Origin of the sequence: Flavobacterium adhaerens (assembly GCF_040045115.1) — a bacterium.
GTDB classification, from domain to species: domain Bacteria; phylum Bacteroidota; class Bacteroidia; order Flavobacteriales; family Flavobacteriaceae; genus Flavobacterium; species Flavobacterium adhaerens.
Genome location: NZ_JBDLZX010000006.1, coordinates 179,813 through 198,413 on the forward strand (window position 1 = coordinate 179,813; position 18,601 = coordinate 198,413).

The following is an 18,601-nucleotide window of genomic DNA, read 5'->3' on the forward strand; positions in this document are numbered from 1 at the left end:
AAGTTGTTGCTCTTTTTAGCGAGTGCAAATATAACACTATATTTAAATGTAGCAAACAAAAAATGCAAAAAATAATAATCTTTTTTACTTGCCTACAATTGCTTTATAAATATCATTTCCGTTAGCAAAAAGTAACAAGCTGATAAGCAATACAAAACCAACCATTTGAGCATTTTCTAAAAATTTATCACTTGGTTTTTTCCCGCTAATAATTTCAAACAATAAAAACATCACATGCCCACCATCTAGAGCTGGTATAGGTAATAAGTTCATTACACCCAGCATTATTGACAATATAGCCGTAATACTCCAAAATACTTCCCAACTCCAGGAACTTGGGAAAATGTTGTATATAGCCGCAAAACCTCCCACTTGTTTATATGCTTTGGTTTCTGGATTGAAAATCATTTTTAATTGTTTCCCGTAACCAACCAATTGATCTTTCCCTCTTTCTATTCCAAAAGGAATTGACTCTAAGAAACTATATTTTTGATGGGTGATTTTATAATAGCCTAATTTTTCTAATGATTCCAAATCTAAACCACCAAGTTGTACTCCTAATTTCCCTTCATTATTTACTTTAAGCTGTAAAGTCATTTGTTTTTGATCTCTTAAAACTACCGCTGGTACAGTTTTGTTCTTATTGTCCTCTAAAATTACTTTGGCTTGATCTAAGTACTTAGTAGGTTGACCATTTAAAGAAACCAAAATGTCTTTTGGTTTTAAATCTTTGTTCGAAGATTCATCAGGAATATTCCCAATTACAAATGGAATTCGAATCGTAGCCAATGGCTCTTTTTCAAATTTTGACAATTGATCAACAAAATCATGAGGCATCTTTATTGTTTGCTCAACCCCATTTCTATCAATCATTACTTCTTTTGCTAGAATAACTTTTCCGCTTATTTCTTTATCGAAACGAACAATTTTTTCACCATCAACAGCAACAATCTTATCTCCAGATTTAAAACCTGCATTTATCATAGCCTTATTTTCTATCAAAAGACCATCTTTCATATCTTGATTAGCTATATAAGAATCGCCATAAACAAAAGCCATTCCTATATATATAACAAAAGCAAGGATAAAGTTTACCGTAACTCCTCCTAACATAATGATTAAACGTTGCCAAGCTGGTTTCGAACGAAATTCCCAAGGCTGTGGTGGCAAAGCCATTTGCTCTTTGTCCATACTTTCGTCAATCATTCCAGAAATTTTCACATAACCACCAAGAGGCAACCATCCTATTCCGTATTCGGTTTCGCCAATTTTCTTTTTCAGAAGAGAGAATTTAACATCAAAAAACAAATAAAATTTTTCGACTCTAGTTTTGAATGCTTTTGCGGGAATAAAATGTCCTAACTCGTGAAGTATAATCAGTAATGATAAGCTCAATAAAAATTGAGAAAGCTTGATAACTATTTCCATTTTTTAATTTTCAGTTCTATAATGAGGCCAAAAATACTATTTTCTATTTTATTAATTACGTAATATTAAACGGTATCGTTTTAAAAGTTTGTTAATTAATCCCTTTTTCATTTATTTTCTATGACTAATAAATAACTTTACCACAAACAAACGAAACACATTTATCTATTTTAGAAGCAAAACAATGAGGCTTTTTTGCACACATGGTTTCCCGTACCCGAGGCTGAAAGCCGAACTGGCGTAGCAATCCGTTACAATCTTGTTGCCCGAACCACTGCCAACAAGGATTTTCACTACTATCGGGGCTAAAAGAGAGATCAGGCATTTTAGCAATCATCAACAAGTATAACTATTTAAAATTGTCCAAATCTTAAAAAAACAATATGCAAAAAATAAAAACCGCATTATTATCCTATGGAATGTCTGGAAAAATTTTTCATGCTCCATTTTTAGAACTTCACGAAGGCTTTGAATTGTTAGGTTCTTGGGAAAGAAGTAAACATTTAATACAATTGGATTATTCGAATGTAAAAAGCTATCCTACTTTAGAAGAGGTACTAAAAAGTGATGCCGAATTGATAATAGTAAACACTCCCGTAGGAACACATTTTGAATATGCGAAACAGGTTTTATTGGCTGGAAAACATGCTGTTGTAGAAAAAGCGTTTACAACAACGGTTGCCGAAGCTCAAGAATTGGCTGATTTAGCAAAGAAAAAAGGATTAAAACTTTCTGTATTTCAAAATAGAAGATGGGATAGTGATCTAAAAACAGTTCAGAAAATTGTTACTGATAATGTCTTAGGCGAATTGGTAGAAGCTGAATTTCATTTTGACCGTTACAATCCGCTTTTAAGCCCAAAAGCCCATAAAGAAACGCTCAATGATGGCGCAGGAATCCTAAAAGATTTAGGACCTCATATTATTGACCAAGCTTTGTATTTATTCGGTTTTCCAAAAAGTGTTTTTGCAGATATCCAGATAACCAGAGAACATTCATTAGTAGATGATTGGTTTGATATTTCACTTTTTTACCCAGATTTTAGAGTGCGACTAAAAGCAGGTTTCTTTGTCAGAGAAGCTAATCCAGCTTATGTTATTCATGGTAAAAAAGGATCTTTCTTAAAACCTCGTGGTGATGTACAAGAAGATGAATTAAAACTAAACAAAAAACCGAATTTAGATTCTTGGGGAACCGAACCAAAAGAACTTGAAGGGTTACTACATACCGAAATCAATGGTAAAATTGTAAAAGAAAAAATCCCTACTCTACAAGGAAATTATTACCACTATTTTGATGCAGTATATCAAGCAATTGCTGATAACAAGCCAGAACCTGTGACAGCTCAAGATGGGGTTCGAGTAATGCAAATTATTGAAGCGGCTATTTTAAGTAATGACCAAAGAACGATAGTTACTTTGTAAAAAAATAATCAACACAATTAATAACCTAACAGATTTTCAAGACCTGTTAGGTTTATTTTTTAAACACTTCATTTATAAACAATAACGTTGTAATTTTCAATACAAATTTTAGTATTAATTTTAAACCAATTCATTTAGTACCTTTGCAATACATTTTAAAAACCAACGACTTTGCAGTATTTTAATTTTATAGGATGGTATAAAGCCAAAGGGAAGTACAAAAAAAACTATCGAGATGCCAAAGCATCCTATCTTCTTAGGATTCGATTTGCAGTTTCGATGTTTTATTTTTCTATGGGATTGTGTTTTGCTACTTGGGCTAGCCGAATTCCAACTATTAAATCAGCATTGAATTTAAGTGATGGTCAATTAGGAACTATCCTTTTTGCATTACCTGTAGGGCAACTAACAATGATGTATTTCTCAGGCAAATTGATTACTCGTTTTGGTAGTCATCGTATTTTACCTTTTGCTATTTCAATGTATGCTATAAGTTTGACCAATTTAGGATTGGCACAAAATGCTTGGCAACTGGCACTTGGTTTGTATGTATTTGGGCTAACAGGAAACCTGACCAACATTTCGGTAAACACACAAGGTGTCTATACCGAAGGACTTTTTAAGAGAACCATTATGTCTTCTTTTCATGGAATGTGGAGTTTGGCTGGATTTACGGGAGCTTTAATTGGCTTAGGATTATTGGCACTAAAATTAACTACTTATACCCATTTTATAATTATTGCTTGCGTTTCCTTTATATTGATTGCATTAAATTTTAAATTTTTAATCAAAGCTAAAGAAACAGTAAAACCTCAAAAGAAAAAAACCTTTACTAAACCTGACACAACCTTGGTATTACTTGGAGTAATTGGTTTTTGTAGTATGGCAAGTGAAGGTATTATGTTTGATTGGAGTGGTGTTTTCTTCAAAGATATTGTCAAGGCACCAGATAATTTAGTGATTTTAGGGTACACCTCTTTTATGATTATGATGGCAAGCGGACGTTTTTTTGGAGACAAATTAATTAATAAATATGGCCGAAAAAAGGTTATGAAAATTAGTGGAATTATGATTTCGTCTGGTTTTTTTACAGCAGTTTTCTTTCCATACATTATACCTTCTATGCTAGCCTTTATGGTTATTGGGTTGGGTGTTTCTACAATTGTACCTACTTTGTACAGCATAGCTGGAAAACATCCAACTATCCCAACAGGAGAAGCTTTGACCACTGTATCAAGTGTTAGTTTCTTGGGCTTTTTAATGGGACCTCCTGTAATCGGACATATTGCCGAATTATCAAGTTTACGTTTCTCATTTGCTTTTATTGGAATTTTTGGAATTTTCATTGCTTTTCTTGTTAGTCGCATAAAGGCCATCAATGAATAATCACAAAATATCAGTATTTACTTCTTTTTTTAAATAGTTTTTTTCCTATATTTGTGTTTTAAATTTCAAACAACAATCTTGTAATTGTTTGAAATTCAAAATACCACAATTTAGAATTCGTTTTAATTTCCTAAAACTCTTTATCCTTTTTTAAGCGAATTTAATCTTTGAATTTGTTGTGTTTCGGCATAACAGATTTCATTTGTTTATCAATTTAGGTATGGGAAAATTTTTACTTGGACTATTTTTTTTACTGAGAATAACTTTAGTTTTTGCTCAAAAACCAACTGGTGTAAAAGGAAAAATCATTGATTCAAAAACTCAAAAACCTCTAGAAAATGTAGTAGTAACAATTGGAAATTCTCAATTAATGCAACTTACATCAGCTGATGGTATTTTTAGTTTTTATAATGTGGCACCTGGAAATCATTTATTGCTTTTGCATAGTCAAGGCTTTAAAGATATTTTACTTTCAATAGTAATTACAAAAGATCAAATGCTTGATTTAAATGAAATACCATTACAAGATGATTATGTTGTAGAACAACAAACAACATTAATCACATTACTGGAAAATGATTTGAATGATGACAGTAGTAGTTCCGAAAGTACTTCAGCCCTTTTACAATCCTCTAGAGATGCATTTCAGCAAGCAGCTGCGTTCAATTGGGGGCAAGCCCGCTTTCGAATCCGAGGATTGGATAATCAATATGCCGCTACAACGATTAATGGCTTCACAATGAACAGACTCTTTGATGGTCGCCCACAATGGGGCAATTGGAGCGGTTTGAATAATGCTATTCGGAATCAAGAATTTACGGTAGGCTCATTTCCGTCTGATTATGCTTTTGGAGGAATTTTGGGCACACAACAAATCAATACCAGAGCATCAATTTATGCACCTAGAACCATACTTACGTTTTCTGGAACCAACACCAATTATTCTTGGAGAATGATGGGTACTTATGCATCAGGAATGAGTAATAAGGGCTGGGCTTTTGTTGTTTCTGCTGGGACACGTTGGGCAGACGAGGGTTATTTTGATGGAACAAATTACAAATCGATTACAGGCTTTATAAGTGTAGAAAAGAAAATAAACGAACATCATTCATTGAATTTCTCAGGATTTTATACTCCTAATTCAAGAGCAAAAAATTCACCCAATACTGCAGAAGTCACTCAGCTAACTAATCACAAATACAATTCTTACTGGGGTTGGGATAATGATAAAAAACGAAATGCAAGAGTAAAAACTATTGAAGAACCTGTTTTGATGCTCAATCATTTTTTTAATATAAATGAAAATTCGACTCTAAATTCGGGTTTGATGTATCAATTTGGAAAAATTACCAATAGCAATATTGATTATCAAAATGCCAATAGCCCAGACCCAACCTATTATAGGAAAATGCCAAGCTATTACACTTCGCTTTATGCTCCTGACGATGGTGAATTTTCGGGAAACTTTACTCCTGATTTTGAAAATGCTAGCAAAAGTAAAGAACAATTTTTAGTCAATAAACAAATTAATTGGGAGGCTTTATATTTTGCTAATCAACTACCCGTTTTAGATTCAAATGGAGTCATAATTGGCTATTCTCCTAGCAAAAGTAATTATGTATTGTATGATGATCGAACCGATGACCAAACAATTACTGCCAATTCAACTTTTAATACACAAATAAGCGATAATCTTTACCTGACTGCAGGTGGTTTCTACAGCTATTTAAAATCACACAATTATCAACAATTGACTGATTTACTTGGAGGTTTATACTTTGAAGATGTTGATGTGTTTTATAATGGAAATCAAGCGCAATCTGATTTAAACAATCCCAACAGGCAAGTAACAGAAGGAGATATTTATGGTTATAATTTTAATTATTTAGCCAATAGATTGAATCTTTTTACCAACTTTAAATTTACCTATGATAAAGTTGATTTTTATTTGGCACAAAACTTTATTAGCACCAACTATCAAAGAGAAGGATTGTATCAAAACGGAATTTATCCAACCAATTCTTTTGGGAAAAGCGATAAAATACATTTTGATAATTTTGGATTTAAAGGCGGAATTCTTTTCAAAATTTCGGGAAAACAACAGTTAAATTTTAATGGTGCCTACCTTTCAAATGCGCCCACAATTCGAAATGCTTTTCCCAATGCTCGCTTAAATAATTCGGTAGTTGCGGGAATAGAAAGTGAAACGATTAACAGTTTGGATGCGAGTTATTTTTACAGAACTCCAAAATGGCAAACACGACTTACTCTTTTTTATACAACGATAAAGAATACCACACAAACATCATTTTTTTATGCCGAAGGAATATTTGATGATGGCGCTGGTTATACTAATACTGATGCCTTTGTAAGTCAAACTTTAACACATTTGGACAAACAAAATATAGGAGCTGAATTCAGTTGGCAATACCAGTTGACAACAACAATAATGAGCAATTTTTCGGCAGCTTATGGCCAATATATTTACAATAGTAATCCAAATGTAATTATAACCAATGATGCTCAGGCTACGATTGAAAATCCCAACCCAGTTTTTGATTTTGGGAAAGCTACTTTAAAAAACTATCATCAAGCTGGAATGCCACAGCAGGCTTATGCCTTAGGGATGGAATATAGAGACCCAAAATATTGGTGGATTGGAGCTAATATCAATTATTTGGGCAATACTTATATAGATATTTCGCCAATTTCTAGAACCGAAACTTTTTATAAAAACCCATCAACGGAATTTAATTTTCCTGAAGCATCAGAAGAAAGAACCAGAGAATTATTGGTACAAGAAAAATTTGAACCTGTCACTTTATTAAACATTGCTGGTGGAAAATCATGGAAAATAAAAGGAAAAAATATTGGCCTTTTTGCAACGCTAAATAATGTCATGGATTTAAAGTATAAAACAGGAGGTTATGAGCAAGCTCGAAATGCCAATTTCAGACAACTTAATCAAGATGTTTCTAGTGGTACTCCCAATTTTGGGAATAAATATTTTTACGGTTATGGAAGAACTTACTTTATAAACCTATACATCAATTTATAAAATTTTGAAGATGAAACTAATGAAATTAAAATTTGGTGTTGTTTTGGCAGCAATGCTTTTAAGTAGCTGTGCAGAAGAATTTAGTGTGCCTAAATTAAGCTGTAATCAACCAGATTTGCCAGTAAACAGAACTGTTGAGGAGGTCAAATCTATTACCAGTTCTACAGTCACACAATATACATACGATGATATAATCGAGGCTTATGTGGTTTCGAGTGATGAAGAAGGTAATTTTTTTAAGACCATTTCGTTTCAAACATTAGCAACAAATACTTCCGCCACCATGGGTTTTAGTGTACCCGTAGATATCTCAAATACGTATTTAGATTTTAGAATTGGAAACAAAGTCTTTATCAAAATGAAAAATCAATATACCGACATTTATTATGGTGGAATGCGAATAGGAGGTATTTATGTGAATACCTATGATGAAGGAGCTGTTGGGAGAGTTTCTGCAAATAATTACAAACAAGTATTGAATGCTTCATGTACAATAATTGAAGAAGAAAAACTGGTTAGACGAATTTCTATTCCTGATTTATTAAAAGATTCAAACATCAATACTTTGGTAGAGTTATCGGATGTCCAGTTTTCACAAGATGCTATTGGTCGCCATTATTATGAAGAAACAAATGATGTTGGAGGTGGAACCAATTGGAATTTGATAGACAAATCAGGAAATCAAATATTATTTAGAACCAGCAGTTTTGCTGATTTTGCTAATAAAATTGTTCCTAATGGTAGTGGGAAAATAAGAGGTGTATTGACCAAATTTGGTTCAGATTATCAACTTTTGGCACGATTTGAAAAAGATGTAATGCTCACCGAAACTGCTGCAATTCCTTTCTTTTCGGAGAATTTTCAAACGGTAACTGATAACTCAAATTTAAGTCTACCAGGTTGGACAAACATTGTAGAAAAAGGAACCCTTTTCTGGAAAGGAAAGGTATATTCTGGAAATGGTTATGCCGAATTTGCCATTAGCGGGACAAAAGTAAATTCTAACATTTGCTGGTTGATTTCCCCTAAAATTGATATGGATTTGCATACCAGCGAAGTGCTAACTTTTAGAACTGCTCAACATCATTTGGATGTAGATTCTCCTTTGAACACTGTTGAAGTTTATATTTCAAATGATTTTGATGGGCTGAATGTTAGCAAAGCAACTTGGATTCCGCTTTCTGTTATTTTACCAAAACAAGCTACACCTTGGTATCAATTTGTTGGTTCTGGCGGAATAGATTTATCGAATTATACTGGCAAGATAAATATTGCATTCAAATATATTGGTTCTGGAAAGAACTTAGCATTAGACGGTGCTTTCCAAATAGATGATGTTCAAATTTATGGAGATCAATAATTAAGAATAAAAAAAGACCTAACAAGATTTAAAATCCTGTTAGGTCTCACACAGATAACAATATAATACTTCGAAACTATTTTTTTTCAATAATACTTATCGCATAACCTCCACCAGCAACACTCAGCTGAGATAATTTAGATTTATTGGTTACTTCTATTTTGCGAATGATATAAGCTTGCGGATTTGTTTTGTAATGAGCATCTTTTGCGTCAGCATAAATGGTAGCCGTATATTTTTTCCCTTTTTCCAAAAAGGCAAAATTGATGTTAGAGGTACGTGAGTCATACCCATTTACGTTTCCTACAAACCAGTTATTCGTTCCTTTTGCTTTTCGAGCCACTGTAACGTATTGGCCTGGTTCTGCTTCTAAATAATTGCTTTCACTCCAATCTACCGCTACATCTTTTATAAACTGAAAAGCATCAGGGAATCTATTATAATTTTCAGGCAAATCAGCAGCCATTTGCAATGGGCTATACAATGTTACGTACAAAGCCAACTGATTAGCAATGGTACTGTTTACATGTGAATTATTACTTGGGTTTAGTTTACTTAAATCCATTTCAAAAATTCCTGGTGTATAATCCATTGGTCCACCTATTAATCGTGTAAAAGGTAACATCGTAACATGGTTTGGTTTTGAACCTCCAAAAGACTGATATTCTGTTCCTCTTGCCGCTTCATTTCCAATTAAGTTAGGATAAGTTCTGCAGATACCCGTTGGTCTAACCGCCTCATGAGCATTAACCATAATTTTATAATCGGCTGCTTTTTCTAATGCATATTGATAATGGTTGACAATCCATTGACTATAATGATTTTCACCTCTTGGCAAAATGTCACCAACATAACCACTCTTTACAGCATCATAGCCATTATCCTTCATAAATTGGTAAGCTTTATCCATATGACGTTCGTAATTACGTACTGAACTTGAGGTTTCGTGATGCATAATCATTTTTACACCTTTAGATTTGGCATATTCATGAATTCCTTTGACATCAAAATCGGGATAAGGAGATACAAAATCAAAAACATAATCTTTTGAATGTCCAAACCAATCTTCCCAACCTTGATTCCATCCTTCAACTAATACCGCATCAAAACCGTTACTCGCTGCAAAATCTATATACTTTTTCACATTTGCATTGTTCGCCCCGTGAGTAGCATTAGGTTTCGCTTTAGAATAATCTGTAACACCTAATTGTACTGCAGGAAATTCATCGGTATAAGACCATGAACTTTTTCCTGTAATCATTTCCCACCAAACTCCTACATATTTTACAGGCTTAATCCATGATGTATCCTCAATTTTACAAGGATCATTAAGATTTAAAGTCATCTTAGAAGCTAAAATTTCACGAGCATCATCACTCACTATAATGGTACGCCAAGGCGAATGAGCCGGAGCTTGAATGTGTCCTTTATCCCCTTTTGCATCAGGTGTTAGCCACGACTCAAAAACCATGTTTTTATCATCAAGATTCAAATGCATACAAGAATAATTAAGTAAAGCGGCTTCGTGTAAATTCATGTACAAACCATCATTGGTTTTCATCATAAGTGAAGTTTGTACTCCTGTTGTTGCAAATGAAGTTTGAGATAAATTTGCTGTTTTGGCTTTTTCAGCAAGTCCTCTTATTTCGGACAATTTAGAGGTCGTATAATCATATTCTTGAGTATCATAATCCCCTGGAATCCAAAAAGCAGTATGATCACCTGCCATTGCAAATTGCGTTCTCTCTTCTTTTATGACAAAATAAACCAAATTCTTTTGAGATGGGAATTCATATCGAAATCCTAGACCATCATTAAATAAACGAAAACGAATGATAATTTGTCTATTGGTTTCTTGTTGGTTTAGGGTTACTGCAAGCTCGTTATAATAATTTCTAATCGAAGCTACTTCTCCCCAAACAGGTTTCCAAGTTTCATCAAATGAAGAAGTTTTACTATCCGCCAAAGTAAAATCATTCAACAATGATTTTTTATCATTTTTAAGTTCAAGTCCTAATTTACTAGGTTTAATGACTGTTTTTCCTTTGTATTGTAAATTATAGCTTGGAGATCCATCTTTTTGTAATTCAAATTCCATTGTGAATTTGCCATCTGGAGATTTCAACTGCTGTGAATATGCATTTTGAAATGCAATACAATAAAATAAAGCAATGTAAAGTATATTTTTCATGCCGTTAGATTTAATTATTTTTTTGATTAGTTTTTACGAAATCGATTTAATTCACAATAATTTGTCTGTAATGAAATATACCTTTTTCGAGAAAGTAAAAGTATATGCTTTTAGGATACAGGAAATCTCACTAAGATTAAAAAGTAGATTCTTTTTCTAAAATTAGAAAACAAACAACTAAAAATCAATTGATTGTGTATTTTTAACATAAAAAAAAAGTGGTTCAAAAGTAGCTTAACATTTCCAAAAAAACGATAGAATTTATTTTTAATAGCAAAAATTGAGAGTCTATTTTTTACTCGTTCCTATTTGCATCACCCTTTCTTCAAATTCTTCTCTTGGACCTGCAGATTTATTTTTAAGTTGCGAACGATAATTGTAAATGGTCGAACTTGAATAACGAAGAAAGGTTGAGATTTTTGCACTGTCTTTTATCCCGAGCCGAATAAGTGCAAAAATTCGTAATTCTGTATTGAGTTGTTCGCCTTCCTTTGGATGAATTTGTTCGCTTTTGACTAATAAATCATTGAATTCTTGAATGAAGTTTGGAAATAATTGCAAGAATGTTTTATCGAAATTGGCATAAAATTCTTTTAATTCATTAGCAACATAATCTTTAGATTTTACAGCACTAATAAGGTCATTGATTTTTCCAGTTGTCACCAGTACATTTAATTTACGCTGATATTCATCTAGTTTCCCTAAATAATCAGAACTCTGATCCATATAGCGTCCAATATAAATTTCTTTTAACAAATTCGCTTCGGATAAAGTAGTGTTGTAGGAATTTAATTTTTCATTAAAACCATTCAATTCAGCGTTGAGATCCAAAAGTTTATGATTTGCCAAACTCAGTTCACTTTTGGCACTTGTAACTTTTTTCATTTCCTTAAAGAGAAAAAACAATAGTAACAATAAAACAAGCACCAAAAAACCTGCACTAATTAGAAATACTGTTAATTGAAAACGATTCGTGTCATTTTGTTGCTGATAAGATTCGCTAATAATGGGCAACATTTTCGAAATTTCATAAGTTCTCAAACGAGCATTACAAAAAACGGCATCATCCAAGGAACGTTTGATATAGGTGTAAGCACGCTCGATATCTCCTTCTTCATATAATATAAAAGCCAACGAGCGCAATGAGATATATTCCCTTTTAGACAATTGCAAATCTGATAAAGTCGAAACAATTAACCATTTCTTTTCCTGTTCTTTATCCTTTTTTTGTTTATACGCATTCGAAATAATGTAAGCGATAATCGGACGATTAGGATCATCACTTGAAATTTTTACAAAATTAGGAAGCAATAAAGCTAGAGTTGCAGACGGATTCTTAGCATCTAAATTCTTATCGGCTTTGGCAATAATGTACGACATTGAATTCTGAGGGTAATACGAAATACAAGAATCTCTATACTTTTTGGAAAATGATAGATATGTTTCTTTTTCTTGTATAGAAGAAGAATTATCGGCCATCTGTCCATAAATAGTCCTACTCACATCATAATAAGAACCTTTTAAGTTTGAGGAGGTTTTACTGTTAATTGCGCTAAGTAAATCTACACCTTCTTTGTACATCCCTAATGTCCCCATAATAGAAACTAAATTTAGTTTGGCCTGAATTAGTTTTTCGGGATGATTTATTTTTTTGGCCAATTCGAAGCTTTTTCTAGCGTAAACCAATGCCGAGTCTGATTGATACGAATTGTAACTATAATACACATTTTGAACAATTTCGTATTTCTGAATTGGTTTACTAGTAGTTGCCAAACGCTTTTTTAATTCTCCAATTTCTCGCTCTTTCTTTTGGGTATAAAAAGCATTATTTTGAATTGTTTTGTCAATTTCAGATAATGATACATCGGGTTTTTCTTGACTTATTGCATAATAAGGCAAAAGCAAAATTGTAACAAACAGCAAAAATTGATACATTCAATGAGGTTTTATTTTTGTAAAATTAAATAAAAATTTAAAAAGAAAACCGCCTTGATTTCTTAAAGAAAACAAAGCGGTTTTTAGTATTTGAAATTAAAAATTATTCTATTTCAGAAATTCTTAAAGTGTTTACCATTCCTTTCTCAACGATTGGCATAGCTGCTAAATTAACTAAGAAATCCCCTTTTTTCACAAATCCTTTTTCTTTCACAATATTATTTACATCGGTAACAGTATCATCGGTACTCACAGATTTTTCATAATAAAAAGATTTTACGCCCCATAATAAATTGAGTTGGGTAATAATTCTTTTGTTCGATGTAAAAACTAAAATATGAGAAGAAGGTCTCCAAGCAGAAATCTGGAAAGCTGTATAACCACTATTTGTTAGAGTACAAATTGCTTTTGCCTTGATAGAATTCGCTATAAGAGCAGCGTTTTGACAAATTGTTTTAGTTATAAAACGATTTGTTCTTACTTGTGGAGAATTTTGAGGAACTTTAATAAGCGGAGAATCCTCAACAGCTTCTAGGATTTGAGTCATTCTTTGAATTACCTGTACTGGATAATTTCCTGTTGCAGTCTCACCAGAAAGCATTACAGCGTCAGCTCCATCCATAACAGAGTTCGCTACGTCATTTACTTCTGCGCGTGTTGGAGTTAAACTATTAATCATTGTCTCCATCATCTGAGTAGCAACGATTACAGGTATTCTAGCCGTTTTTGCTCTAAGAATTAATTCTTTTTGTACCAATGGAACTTCATGAGCAGGTAATTCAACCCCTAAGTCTCCTCTGGCTACCATCAAAGCATCACAGTAAGCCACAATTCTATCCATATTCTCTAATGCTTCAGGCATTTCGATTTTGGCGATAATTGGAATTTTATATTCTGAATGTTTGGCTATTAATTCTTGTAAATCTTGTAAATCTCTAGGTGTTTTTACAAATGAAAGTGCGATCCAATCTAATTTTTGTTCTATTGCAAAAATTGCATCCGCTATATCTTTTTCAGTTAATGCAGGTAACGAAATTTTAGTGTTTGGTAAGTTAACCCCTTTTTTAGATTTTAGTTCACCTCCTTGGATAACTTTGGCAACAACCTCAGATTTTTTATCAGTTTCAACAATTTCAAAAATTAATTTTCCATCGTCTAACAATATTCTTTCCCCTGGGTTAACATCATTTGGGAAATTTTGATATTTCATAAATACTCTTTTCGAAGTACCTATTATATCTTCTGCAGTTGTAAAAGTAATCAAATCACCATCGTTTACAACAACACCGTCTTCCATAACTCCAACACGAAGTTTAGGTCCTTGTAAATCTCCAAGAATTCCAGTAGTGTAACCAAATTCTTCATTTATACTGCGAATAATGTTAATTTTATTTTTTACATCTTCATAATCAGCATGAGAAAAATTTACTCTAAATACATTTACACCTGCCTCAATCATATCCTTAATGACTTCTCTAGTACTACATGCAGGCCCAAGTGTGGCTACAATTTTGGTTTTTTTGTTTGTAAGCATTTTTTTAAAAAATTAAATTGTTTTTAGATTTTATTTTGTTAATAGCTACAACATAGTTAGCAGTTATTTGTTCTATCGAATTCAGCTCACTTTGAATTTTCAATAAATCTGTAATTTCTTCACTGTCCTCAATTTTTAAAAAGTAATTAACCTTTTTAAACTCTGGAAGCATATATACTTTTTTGGCTACTTCTATTTCAAAGTTTGCAAATAAACTTTGGTTGTCTTCTTTTTTATGTTGAATAACTTCGTTTATATTTTGAATCAAATCCCAAGAAATATCTTTTTTTTTATCGTAATAATGAAATCTAGAAAAAAAAACTTCTCCTTCTTTATCTGTAATTTGAATTTCTTTATTCGATTTATTCAAACTTACATTTAGTTTTTGATTGATATAATAAGCTAATCTATAATCTTCTAATGTTGTATGAATAGCAATAAGGCTGTAATCAATTTCATCAAATTCTCCAAAATCCAGCTTGTGAATTGCCATATTCATTAAAATATAAGTCGTAAATATAACATTTCTAAATCAGTAAAATGCTGGTTATTTACTATGATTCTGATATTTTATTAACGAAAACGATGTAGCATTGATAATACCTTAGCTATTTTCTTTCAATTTTTTCTTGAAAAGCAAAGTAAGCCCTTTGAGAAGCTTTCTCTTCGGCTTTCTTTTTGGAAGTAGCATTTGCCTTAGCAATAACTTTATCGTCTATACTAAGTTTTACACCAAACAAGCGTTGCCCATCAATAGCATTTTCTTCGAAAATATCGTAATGAAATTGCTTCTTCTCCTTTTGGCACCACTCTATTATAAGGCTTTTGTAACTAATTACTTTTCCTTCTAATCTTGCGATATCTACATAAGGAATTATTACTCTTTTTTGGATAAATCTCTCGCAATAATCATATCCTTTGTCTAAATAAATTGCTCCAACCAAAGATTCAAATATGTTCCCGTGAATATTTTCTCCAAAATGATGAACAGGTACTTTGCTTTCTACAAATTCTATCAAATTTAGATCCTTACCCAGTTCGTTTAAGTGTTCTCTACTTACAATTTTTGAACGCATTTTGGTCAAATAACCTTCATCGCCTAAAGGAGCCTCATTAAATAAATATGCCGCAATAACGGAACTTAACATAGCATCCCCTAAAAATTCAAGTCGCTCATAATTAATTGGATTCCCCGCCAAATCGATCCGATTAGACGAACGATGAGTAAAAGCTCTTCTATAAAATTCTAACGAAACAGGCTCAAAACCAAGTATAGATTGAATAGAATCAAAAAAAATCCCGTCTTCTTGAGAACGGGATTTTGAGAATATTTTCTTGAGAAAACGCATTTTATGCTTTGTAACCTAATTTTTTTACTAAAACGCAAGCATTATGACCACCAAAACCAAAAGTATTGCTCATAACAACATTCATTTCTCTTTTTTGAGCTACATTAAATGTAAAATTTAATTTAGAATCAATGTTTTCGTCATCAGTAAAATGATTAATTGTTGGAGGAACAATTCCGTATTGCATCGACAAAATGGCCGAAATTGTTTCAATTGCCCCTGCTGCTCCCAATAAATGTCCTGTCATCGATTTTGTAGAATTCAAGTTCATGGTATAAGCATGATCGCCAAAAACACTAATAATCGCTTTAGATTCTGCAATATCACCAAGTGGCGTAGAAGTTCCATGCATATTTACTCCATCTACATCGGTTGGATCTAATCCAGCATCTCTTAAACAGTTCAACATTACATTTTTGGCTCCTAATCCTTCAGGATGTGGTGCTGTAATATGATGTGCATCAGCAGACATTCCGCCTCCGCCAATTTCGCAATAAATTTTAGCTCCACGCGCAACTGCATGTTCATACTCTTCAAGAATTAATGCTCCTGCACCTTCACCCAAAACAAAACCTTCACGGTCTTTGTCCATAGGCCTAGAAGCAGTTTTTGGATCATCATTACGAGTTGATAATGCATGCATAGCATTAAATCCTCCCATTCCAGCAATTGTTACGGCTGCTTCTGAACCACCCGTCACCATTACATCGGCATGACCTAAACGAATATAATTGAATGCATCAATAATAGCATTTGTTGAAGATGCACACGCTGAAACAGTACCGAAATTTGGACCTCTAAATCCATACTTAATAGAAATATGGCCACAAGCTATATCGCCGATCATCTTTGGAATAAAGAACGGATTAAACTTGGGTGTTCCATCTCCAGCAGCAAAATTAAGAACTTCATTCTGAAAAGTTTCTAATCCACCTATTCCAGAACCCCAAATCACTCCAGCGCGATCTTTGTCAATTTTATCTAAATCAAAATTAGCATCTTTCATTGCTTCTTCTGAAGAAACCATTGCATATTGCGCATATCTATCCATTTTACGAGCTTCTTTTCTGTCGATAAAATCTTCAACATTAAAGTTTTTTAATTCGCAGGCAAAATGAGTTCTAAATTTTGATGCATCAAAATAAGTTATTGGTGCAGCTCCACTGATTCCGTTAATAAGACCATTCCAATATTCCTGAATGTTATTCCCAATGGGAGTAAGTGCTCCAAGACCTGTTACAACAACTCTCCTTAAAACCATAAACGTTTTTATTTTTGTTATCTTTAAAACAAATAAAGCCCATGCTTTCTATACTCTAAAAAAGTAACTAAAAGAATCATGGGTATTACCGTAAATATATGATTTGATTGAAATTCAATCGAAATTTTATCATTTTAAATAATAACACCCGATCCAAAACATAATCAATTTTACAAATCGGGTGTGGTATTATTATTTTTTAGCTTCCTCGATGTAAGAGATAGCTTGACCTACAGTAGCAATGTTTTCTGCTTGATCGTCTGGAATTTGAATATCAAATTCTTTTTCGAATTCCATAATAAGCTCAACAGTGTCTAATGAGTCAGCTCCTAAATCATTAGTGAAGCTTGCTTCTGTTACAACTTCGTTTTCGTCAACACCTAATTTGTCTACGATAATCGCTTTTACTCTTGATGCAATGTCTGACATAATCTTTTAATTTTAGAATTTAATTTGTTGGCAAAAATAAAACAACTTTATTTTAAAACAACTATTTAATGAATAAATATGACTACTAATTTATAAAAATTATTTCAACAAAGATTTTGGAAACCTATTTATTTTGGTTTTTTATTCTTTTTTTTGCATAAATTTAATACTGCTGAATTATGAAAAAAATACTGATATTTGCTTCTGGATCGGGGACTAACGCCGAAAATATTATTCAATATTTCAAAAATAGATCTTCTGGAACTGTCGTATCTGTTTTCTCAAATAATTCAAATGCAGGAGTTTTAGACAAAGCAAAAAAACTAGCAGTTCCTACGATTATTTTCTCAAAAGAAGAATTAAATTCAGGAAAAGTATTACAAAAAGTTTTGGGTTTCCAACCTGATTTAATTGTTTTAGCAGGATTTCTATTAAAATTTCCTGATGATTTGATTGAAACCTACCCAAATCAAGTAATAAATATTCATCCAGCACTTTTACCAAAATTTGGCGGAAAAGGAATGTACGGCATGCATATTCACAAAGCAGTTGTAGAGAACAAGGAAAAAGAAACTGGAATCACCATTCATTATGTAAATGAAAATTATGATGAAGGCGCTATAATTTTTCAAGAAAAAGTAACGCTTTTAGAAACCGACACACCTGAAATTGTAGCTGAAAAAATTCACGTATTAGAACAAAATCATTTCCCAGTTGTCATTGAGCAATTACTGCAAAAATAAACTTTAAATTACCATAATTGACTCACCAAGTACACATATATACAGATGGCGCTTCAAAAGGAAACCCAGGCAACGGAGGCTACGGAGTAGTTATGGAATGGGTTGGCCAACCGTATCGAAAAGAATTCTTTGAAGGCTTTAGACGAACAACAAATAATAGAATGGAATTATTGGCTGTTATTGTTGGTCTTGAAAAACTAAAAAAAGAAAACACAACAGTATTAGTAATATCTGATTCTAAATATGTTGTGGATTCTGTTGAAAAAAAATGGGTTTTTGGCTGGGAAAAAAAAGGGTTTCTCGGCAAAAAAAACCCCGATTTATGGAAACGTTTTTTGATAGTGTATCGAAAACATCAGGTAAATTTCAAGTGGATCAAAGGACACAACAATCACCCTCAAAATGAAAGATGCGATGAGCTTGCCGTTATGGCTTCAATGCAAAAAAAAGTCTCAGTAGACACTTATTACGAGGAAGAAGAAGCAAAACTTTAACGTAAACTT

At 32.6% G+C, this 18,601-nt stretch carries 14 protein-coding genes; 6 read left to right on the forward strand and 8 right to left on the reverse strand.

What is annotated here, in order from left to right; all coding sequences use genetic code 11:
* Positions 1–84: 84 nt before the first annotated feature.
* Positions 85–1,428 carry an RIP metalloprotease RseP gene (gene rseP / locus ABEB18_RS10265; protein WP_348799212.1) on the reverse strand — a complete coding sequence of 448 codons (1,344 nt, stop codon included), beginning with the start codon at positions 1,426–1,428 and terminating at the stop codon, positions 85–87.
* 383 nt (positions 1,429–1,811) lie between these two features.
* Between rseP and ABEB18_RS10270 the strand changes: the two genes are divergently transcribed.
* The 4 genes from ABEB18_RS10270 (at position 1,812) to ABEB18_RS10285 (ending at position 8,656) form a co-directional block, all read left to right on the forward strand.
* Positions 1,812–2,852 carry a Gfo/Idh/MocA family oxidoreductase gene (locus tag ABEB18_RS10270; protein WP_348799213.1) on the forward strand — a complete coding sequence of 347 codons (1,041 nt, stop codon included), beginning with the start codon at positions 1,812–1,814 and terminating at the stop codon, positions 2,850–2,852.
* A 171-nt stretch (positions 2,853–3,023) separates the two neighbouring features.
* Positions 3,024–4,238, forward strand: a complete 1,215-nt coding sequence (locus ABEB18_RS10275; protein WP_348799214.1) for an MFS transporter — start codon at positions 3,024–3,026, stop codon at positions 4,236–4,238.
* A 220-nt stretch (positions 4,239–4,458) separates the two neighbouring features.
* Complete coding sequence (locus ABEB18_RS10280; RefSeq protein ID WP_348799215.1) at positions 4,459–7,296, forward strand: carboxypeptidase-like regulatory domain-containing protein; 2,838 nt, start codon at positions 4,459–4,461, stop codon at positions 7,294–7,296.
* Positions 7,297–7,315: 19 nt separating this feature from the next.
* Complete coding sequence (locus ABEB18_RS10285; protein ID WP_348799216.1) at positions 7,316–8,656, forward strand: DUF5689 domain-containing protein; 1,341 nt, start codon at positions 7,316–7,318, stop codon at positions 8,654–8,656.
* A 76-nt stretch (positions 8,657–8,732) separates the two neighbouring features.
* Here ABEB18_RS10285 and ABEB18_RS10290 read toward each other — a convergent pair whose 3' ends face one another.
* The 7 genes from ABEB18_RS10290 to ABEB18_RS10320 form a co-directional block, all read right to left on the reverse strand.
* On the reverse strand, positions 8,733–10,847 hold the full coding sequence (locus tag ABEB18_RS10290) for a glycoside hydrolase family 97 protein (RefSeq protein WP_348799217.1): 2,115 nt from the start codon (positions 10,845–10,847) through the stop codon (positions 8,733–8,735).
* Between the two features lie 288 nt (positions 10,848–11,135).
* Entirely contained in the window at positions 11,136–12,782 is a 1,647-nt protein-coding gene (gene susR, locus ABEB18_RS10295) for a SusR family glycan utilization regulator (protein WP_348799218.1), read from the reverse strand.
* A 103-nt stretch (positions 12,783–12,885) separates the two neighbouring features.
* Complete coding sequence (gene pyk / locus ABEB18_RS10300) at positions 12,886–14,316, reverse strand: pyruvate kinase (RefSeq protein WP_348799219.1); 1,431 nt, start codon at positions 14,314–14,316, stop codon at positions 12,886–12,888.
* A 4-nt stretch (positions 14,317–14,320) separates the two neighbouring features.
* Positions 14,321–14,809: an IPExxxVDY family protein gene (locus tag ABEB18_RS10305; protein ID WP_348799220.1), complete on the reverse strand. Its 489-nt coding sequence runs from the start codon at positions 14,807–14,809 to the stop codon at positions 14,321–14,323.
* A gap of 115 nt (positions 14,810–14,924) precedes the next feature.
* Positions 14,925–15,665: a ribonuclease III gene (gene rnc / locus ABEB18_RS10310; RefSeq protein WP_348799221.1), complete on the reverse strand. Its 741-nt coding sequence runs from the start codon at positions 15,663–15,665 to the stop codon at positions 14,925–14,927.
* Between the two features lies 1 nt (position 15,666).
* Positions 15,667–16,926 carry a beta-ketoacyl-ACP synthase II gene (gene fabF / locus ABEB18_RS10315; protein WP_348799222.1) on the reverse strand — a complete coding sequence of 420 codons (1,260 nt, stop codon included), beginning with the start codon at positions 16,924–16,926 and terminating at the stop codon, positions 15,667–15,669.
* Positions 16,927–17,118: 192 nt separating this feature from the next.
* Positions 17,119–17,355: an acyl carrier protein gene (locus ABEB18_RS10320; protein ID WP_007137004.1), complete on the reverse strand. Its 237-nt coding sequence runs from the start codon at positions 17,353–17,355 to the stop codon at positions 17,119–17,121.
* A 179-nt stretch (positions 17,356–17,534) separates the two neighbouring features.
* On the opposite strand from ABEB18_RS10320, the gene purN reads away from it, so the two are divergent.
* Both purN and rnhA read left to right on the forward strand, forming a co-directional pair.
* Positions 17,535–18,098, forward strand: a complete 564-nt coding sequence (purN, locus tag ABEB18_RS10325; RefSeq protein WP_348799223.1) for a phosphoribosylglycinamide formyltransferase — start codon at positions 17,535–17,537, stop codon at positions 18,096–18,098.
* Positions 18,099–18,115: 17 nt separating this feature from the next.
* Positions 18,116–18,592, forward strand: a complete 477-nt coding sequence (gene rnhA / locus ABEB18_RS10330; RefSeq protein WP_348799224.1) for a ribonuclease HI — start codon at positions 18,116–18,118, stop codon at positions 18,590–18,592.
* The last annotated feature ends 9 nt before the right edge of the window (positions 18,593–18,601 follow it).

What these genes read in the sequence shown, in the direction of transcription:
- rseP (WP_348799212.1), bottom strand. Translation starts at nt 1,428, where the DNA reads ATGGAAATAGTTATCAAGCTTTCTCAATTTTTATTGAGCTTATCATTA.
- ABEB18_RS10270 (WP_348799213.1), top strand. Translation starts at nt 1,812, where the DNA reads ATGCAAAAAATAAAAACCGCATTATTATCCTATGGAATGTCTGGAAAA.
- ABEB18_RS10280 (WP_348799215.1), top strand. Translation starts at nt 4,459, where the DNA reads ATGGGAAAATTTTTACTTGGACTATTTTTTTTACTGAGAATAACTTTA.
- ABEB18_RS10285 (WP_348799216.1), top strand. Translation starts at nt 7,316, where the DNA reads ATGAAATTAAAATTTGGTGTTGTTTTGGCAGCAATGCTTTTAAGTAGC.
- ABEB18_RS10290 (WP_348799217.1), bottom strand. Translation starts at nt 10,847, where the DNA reads ATGAAAAATATACTTTACATTGCTTTATTTTATTGTATTGCATTTCAA.
- susR (WP_348799218.1), bottom strand. Translation starts at nt 12,782, where the DNA reads ATGTATCAATTTTTGCTGTTTGTTACAATTTTGCTTTTGCCTTATTAT.
- pyk (WP_348799219.1), bottom strand. Translation starts at nt 14,316, where the DNA reads ATGCTTACAAACAAAAAAACCAAAATTGTAGCCACACTTGGGCCTGCA.
- ABEB18_RS10305 (WP_348799220.1), bottom strand. Translation starts at nt 14,809, where the DNA reads ATGGCAATTCACAAGCTGGATTTTGGAGAATTTGATGAAATTGATTAC.
- rnc (WP_348799221.1), bottom strand. Translation starts at nt 15,665, where the DNA reads ATGCGTTTTCTCAAGAAAATATTCTCAAAATCCCGTTCTCAAGAAGAC.
- fabF (WP_348799222.1), bottom strand. Translation starts at nt 16,926, where the DNA reads ATGGTTTTAAGGAGAGTTGTTGTAACAGGTCTTGGAGCACTTACTCCC.
- ABEB18_RS10320 (WP_007137004.1), bottom strand. Translation starts at nt 17,355, where the DNA reads ATGTCAGACATTGCATCAAGAGTAAAAGCGATTATCGTAGACAAATTA.
- purN (WP_348799223.1), top strand. Translation starts at nt 17,535, where the DNA reads ATGAAAAAAATACTGATATTTGCTTCTGGATCGGGGACTAACGCCGAA.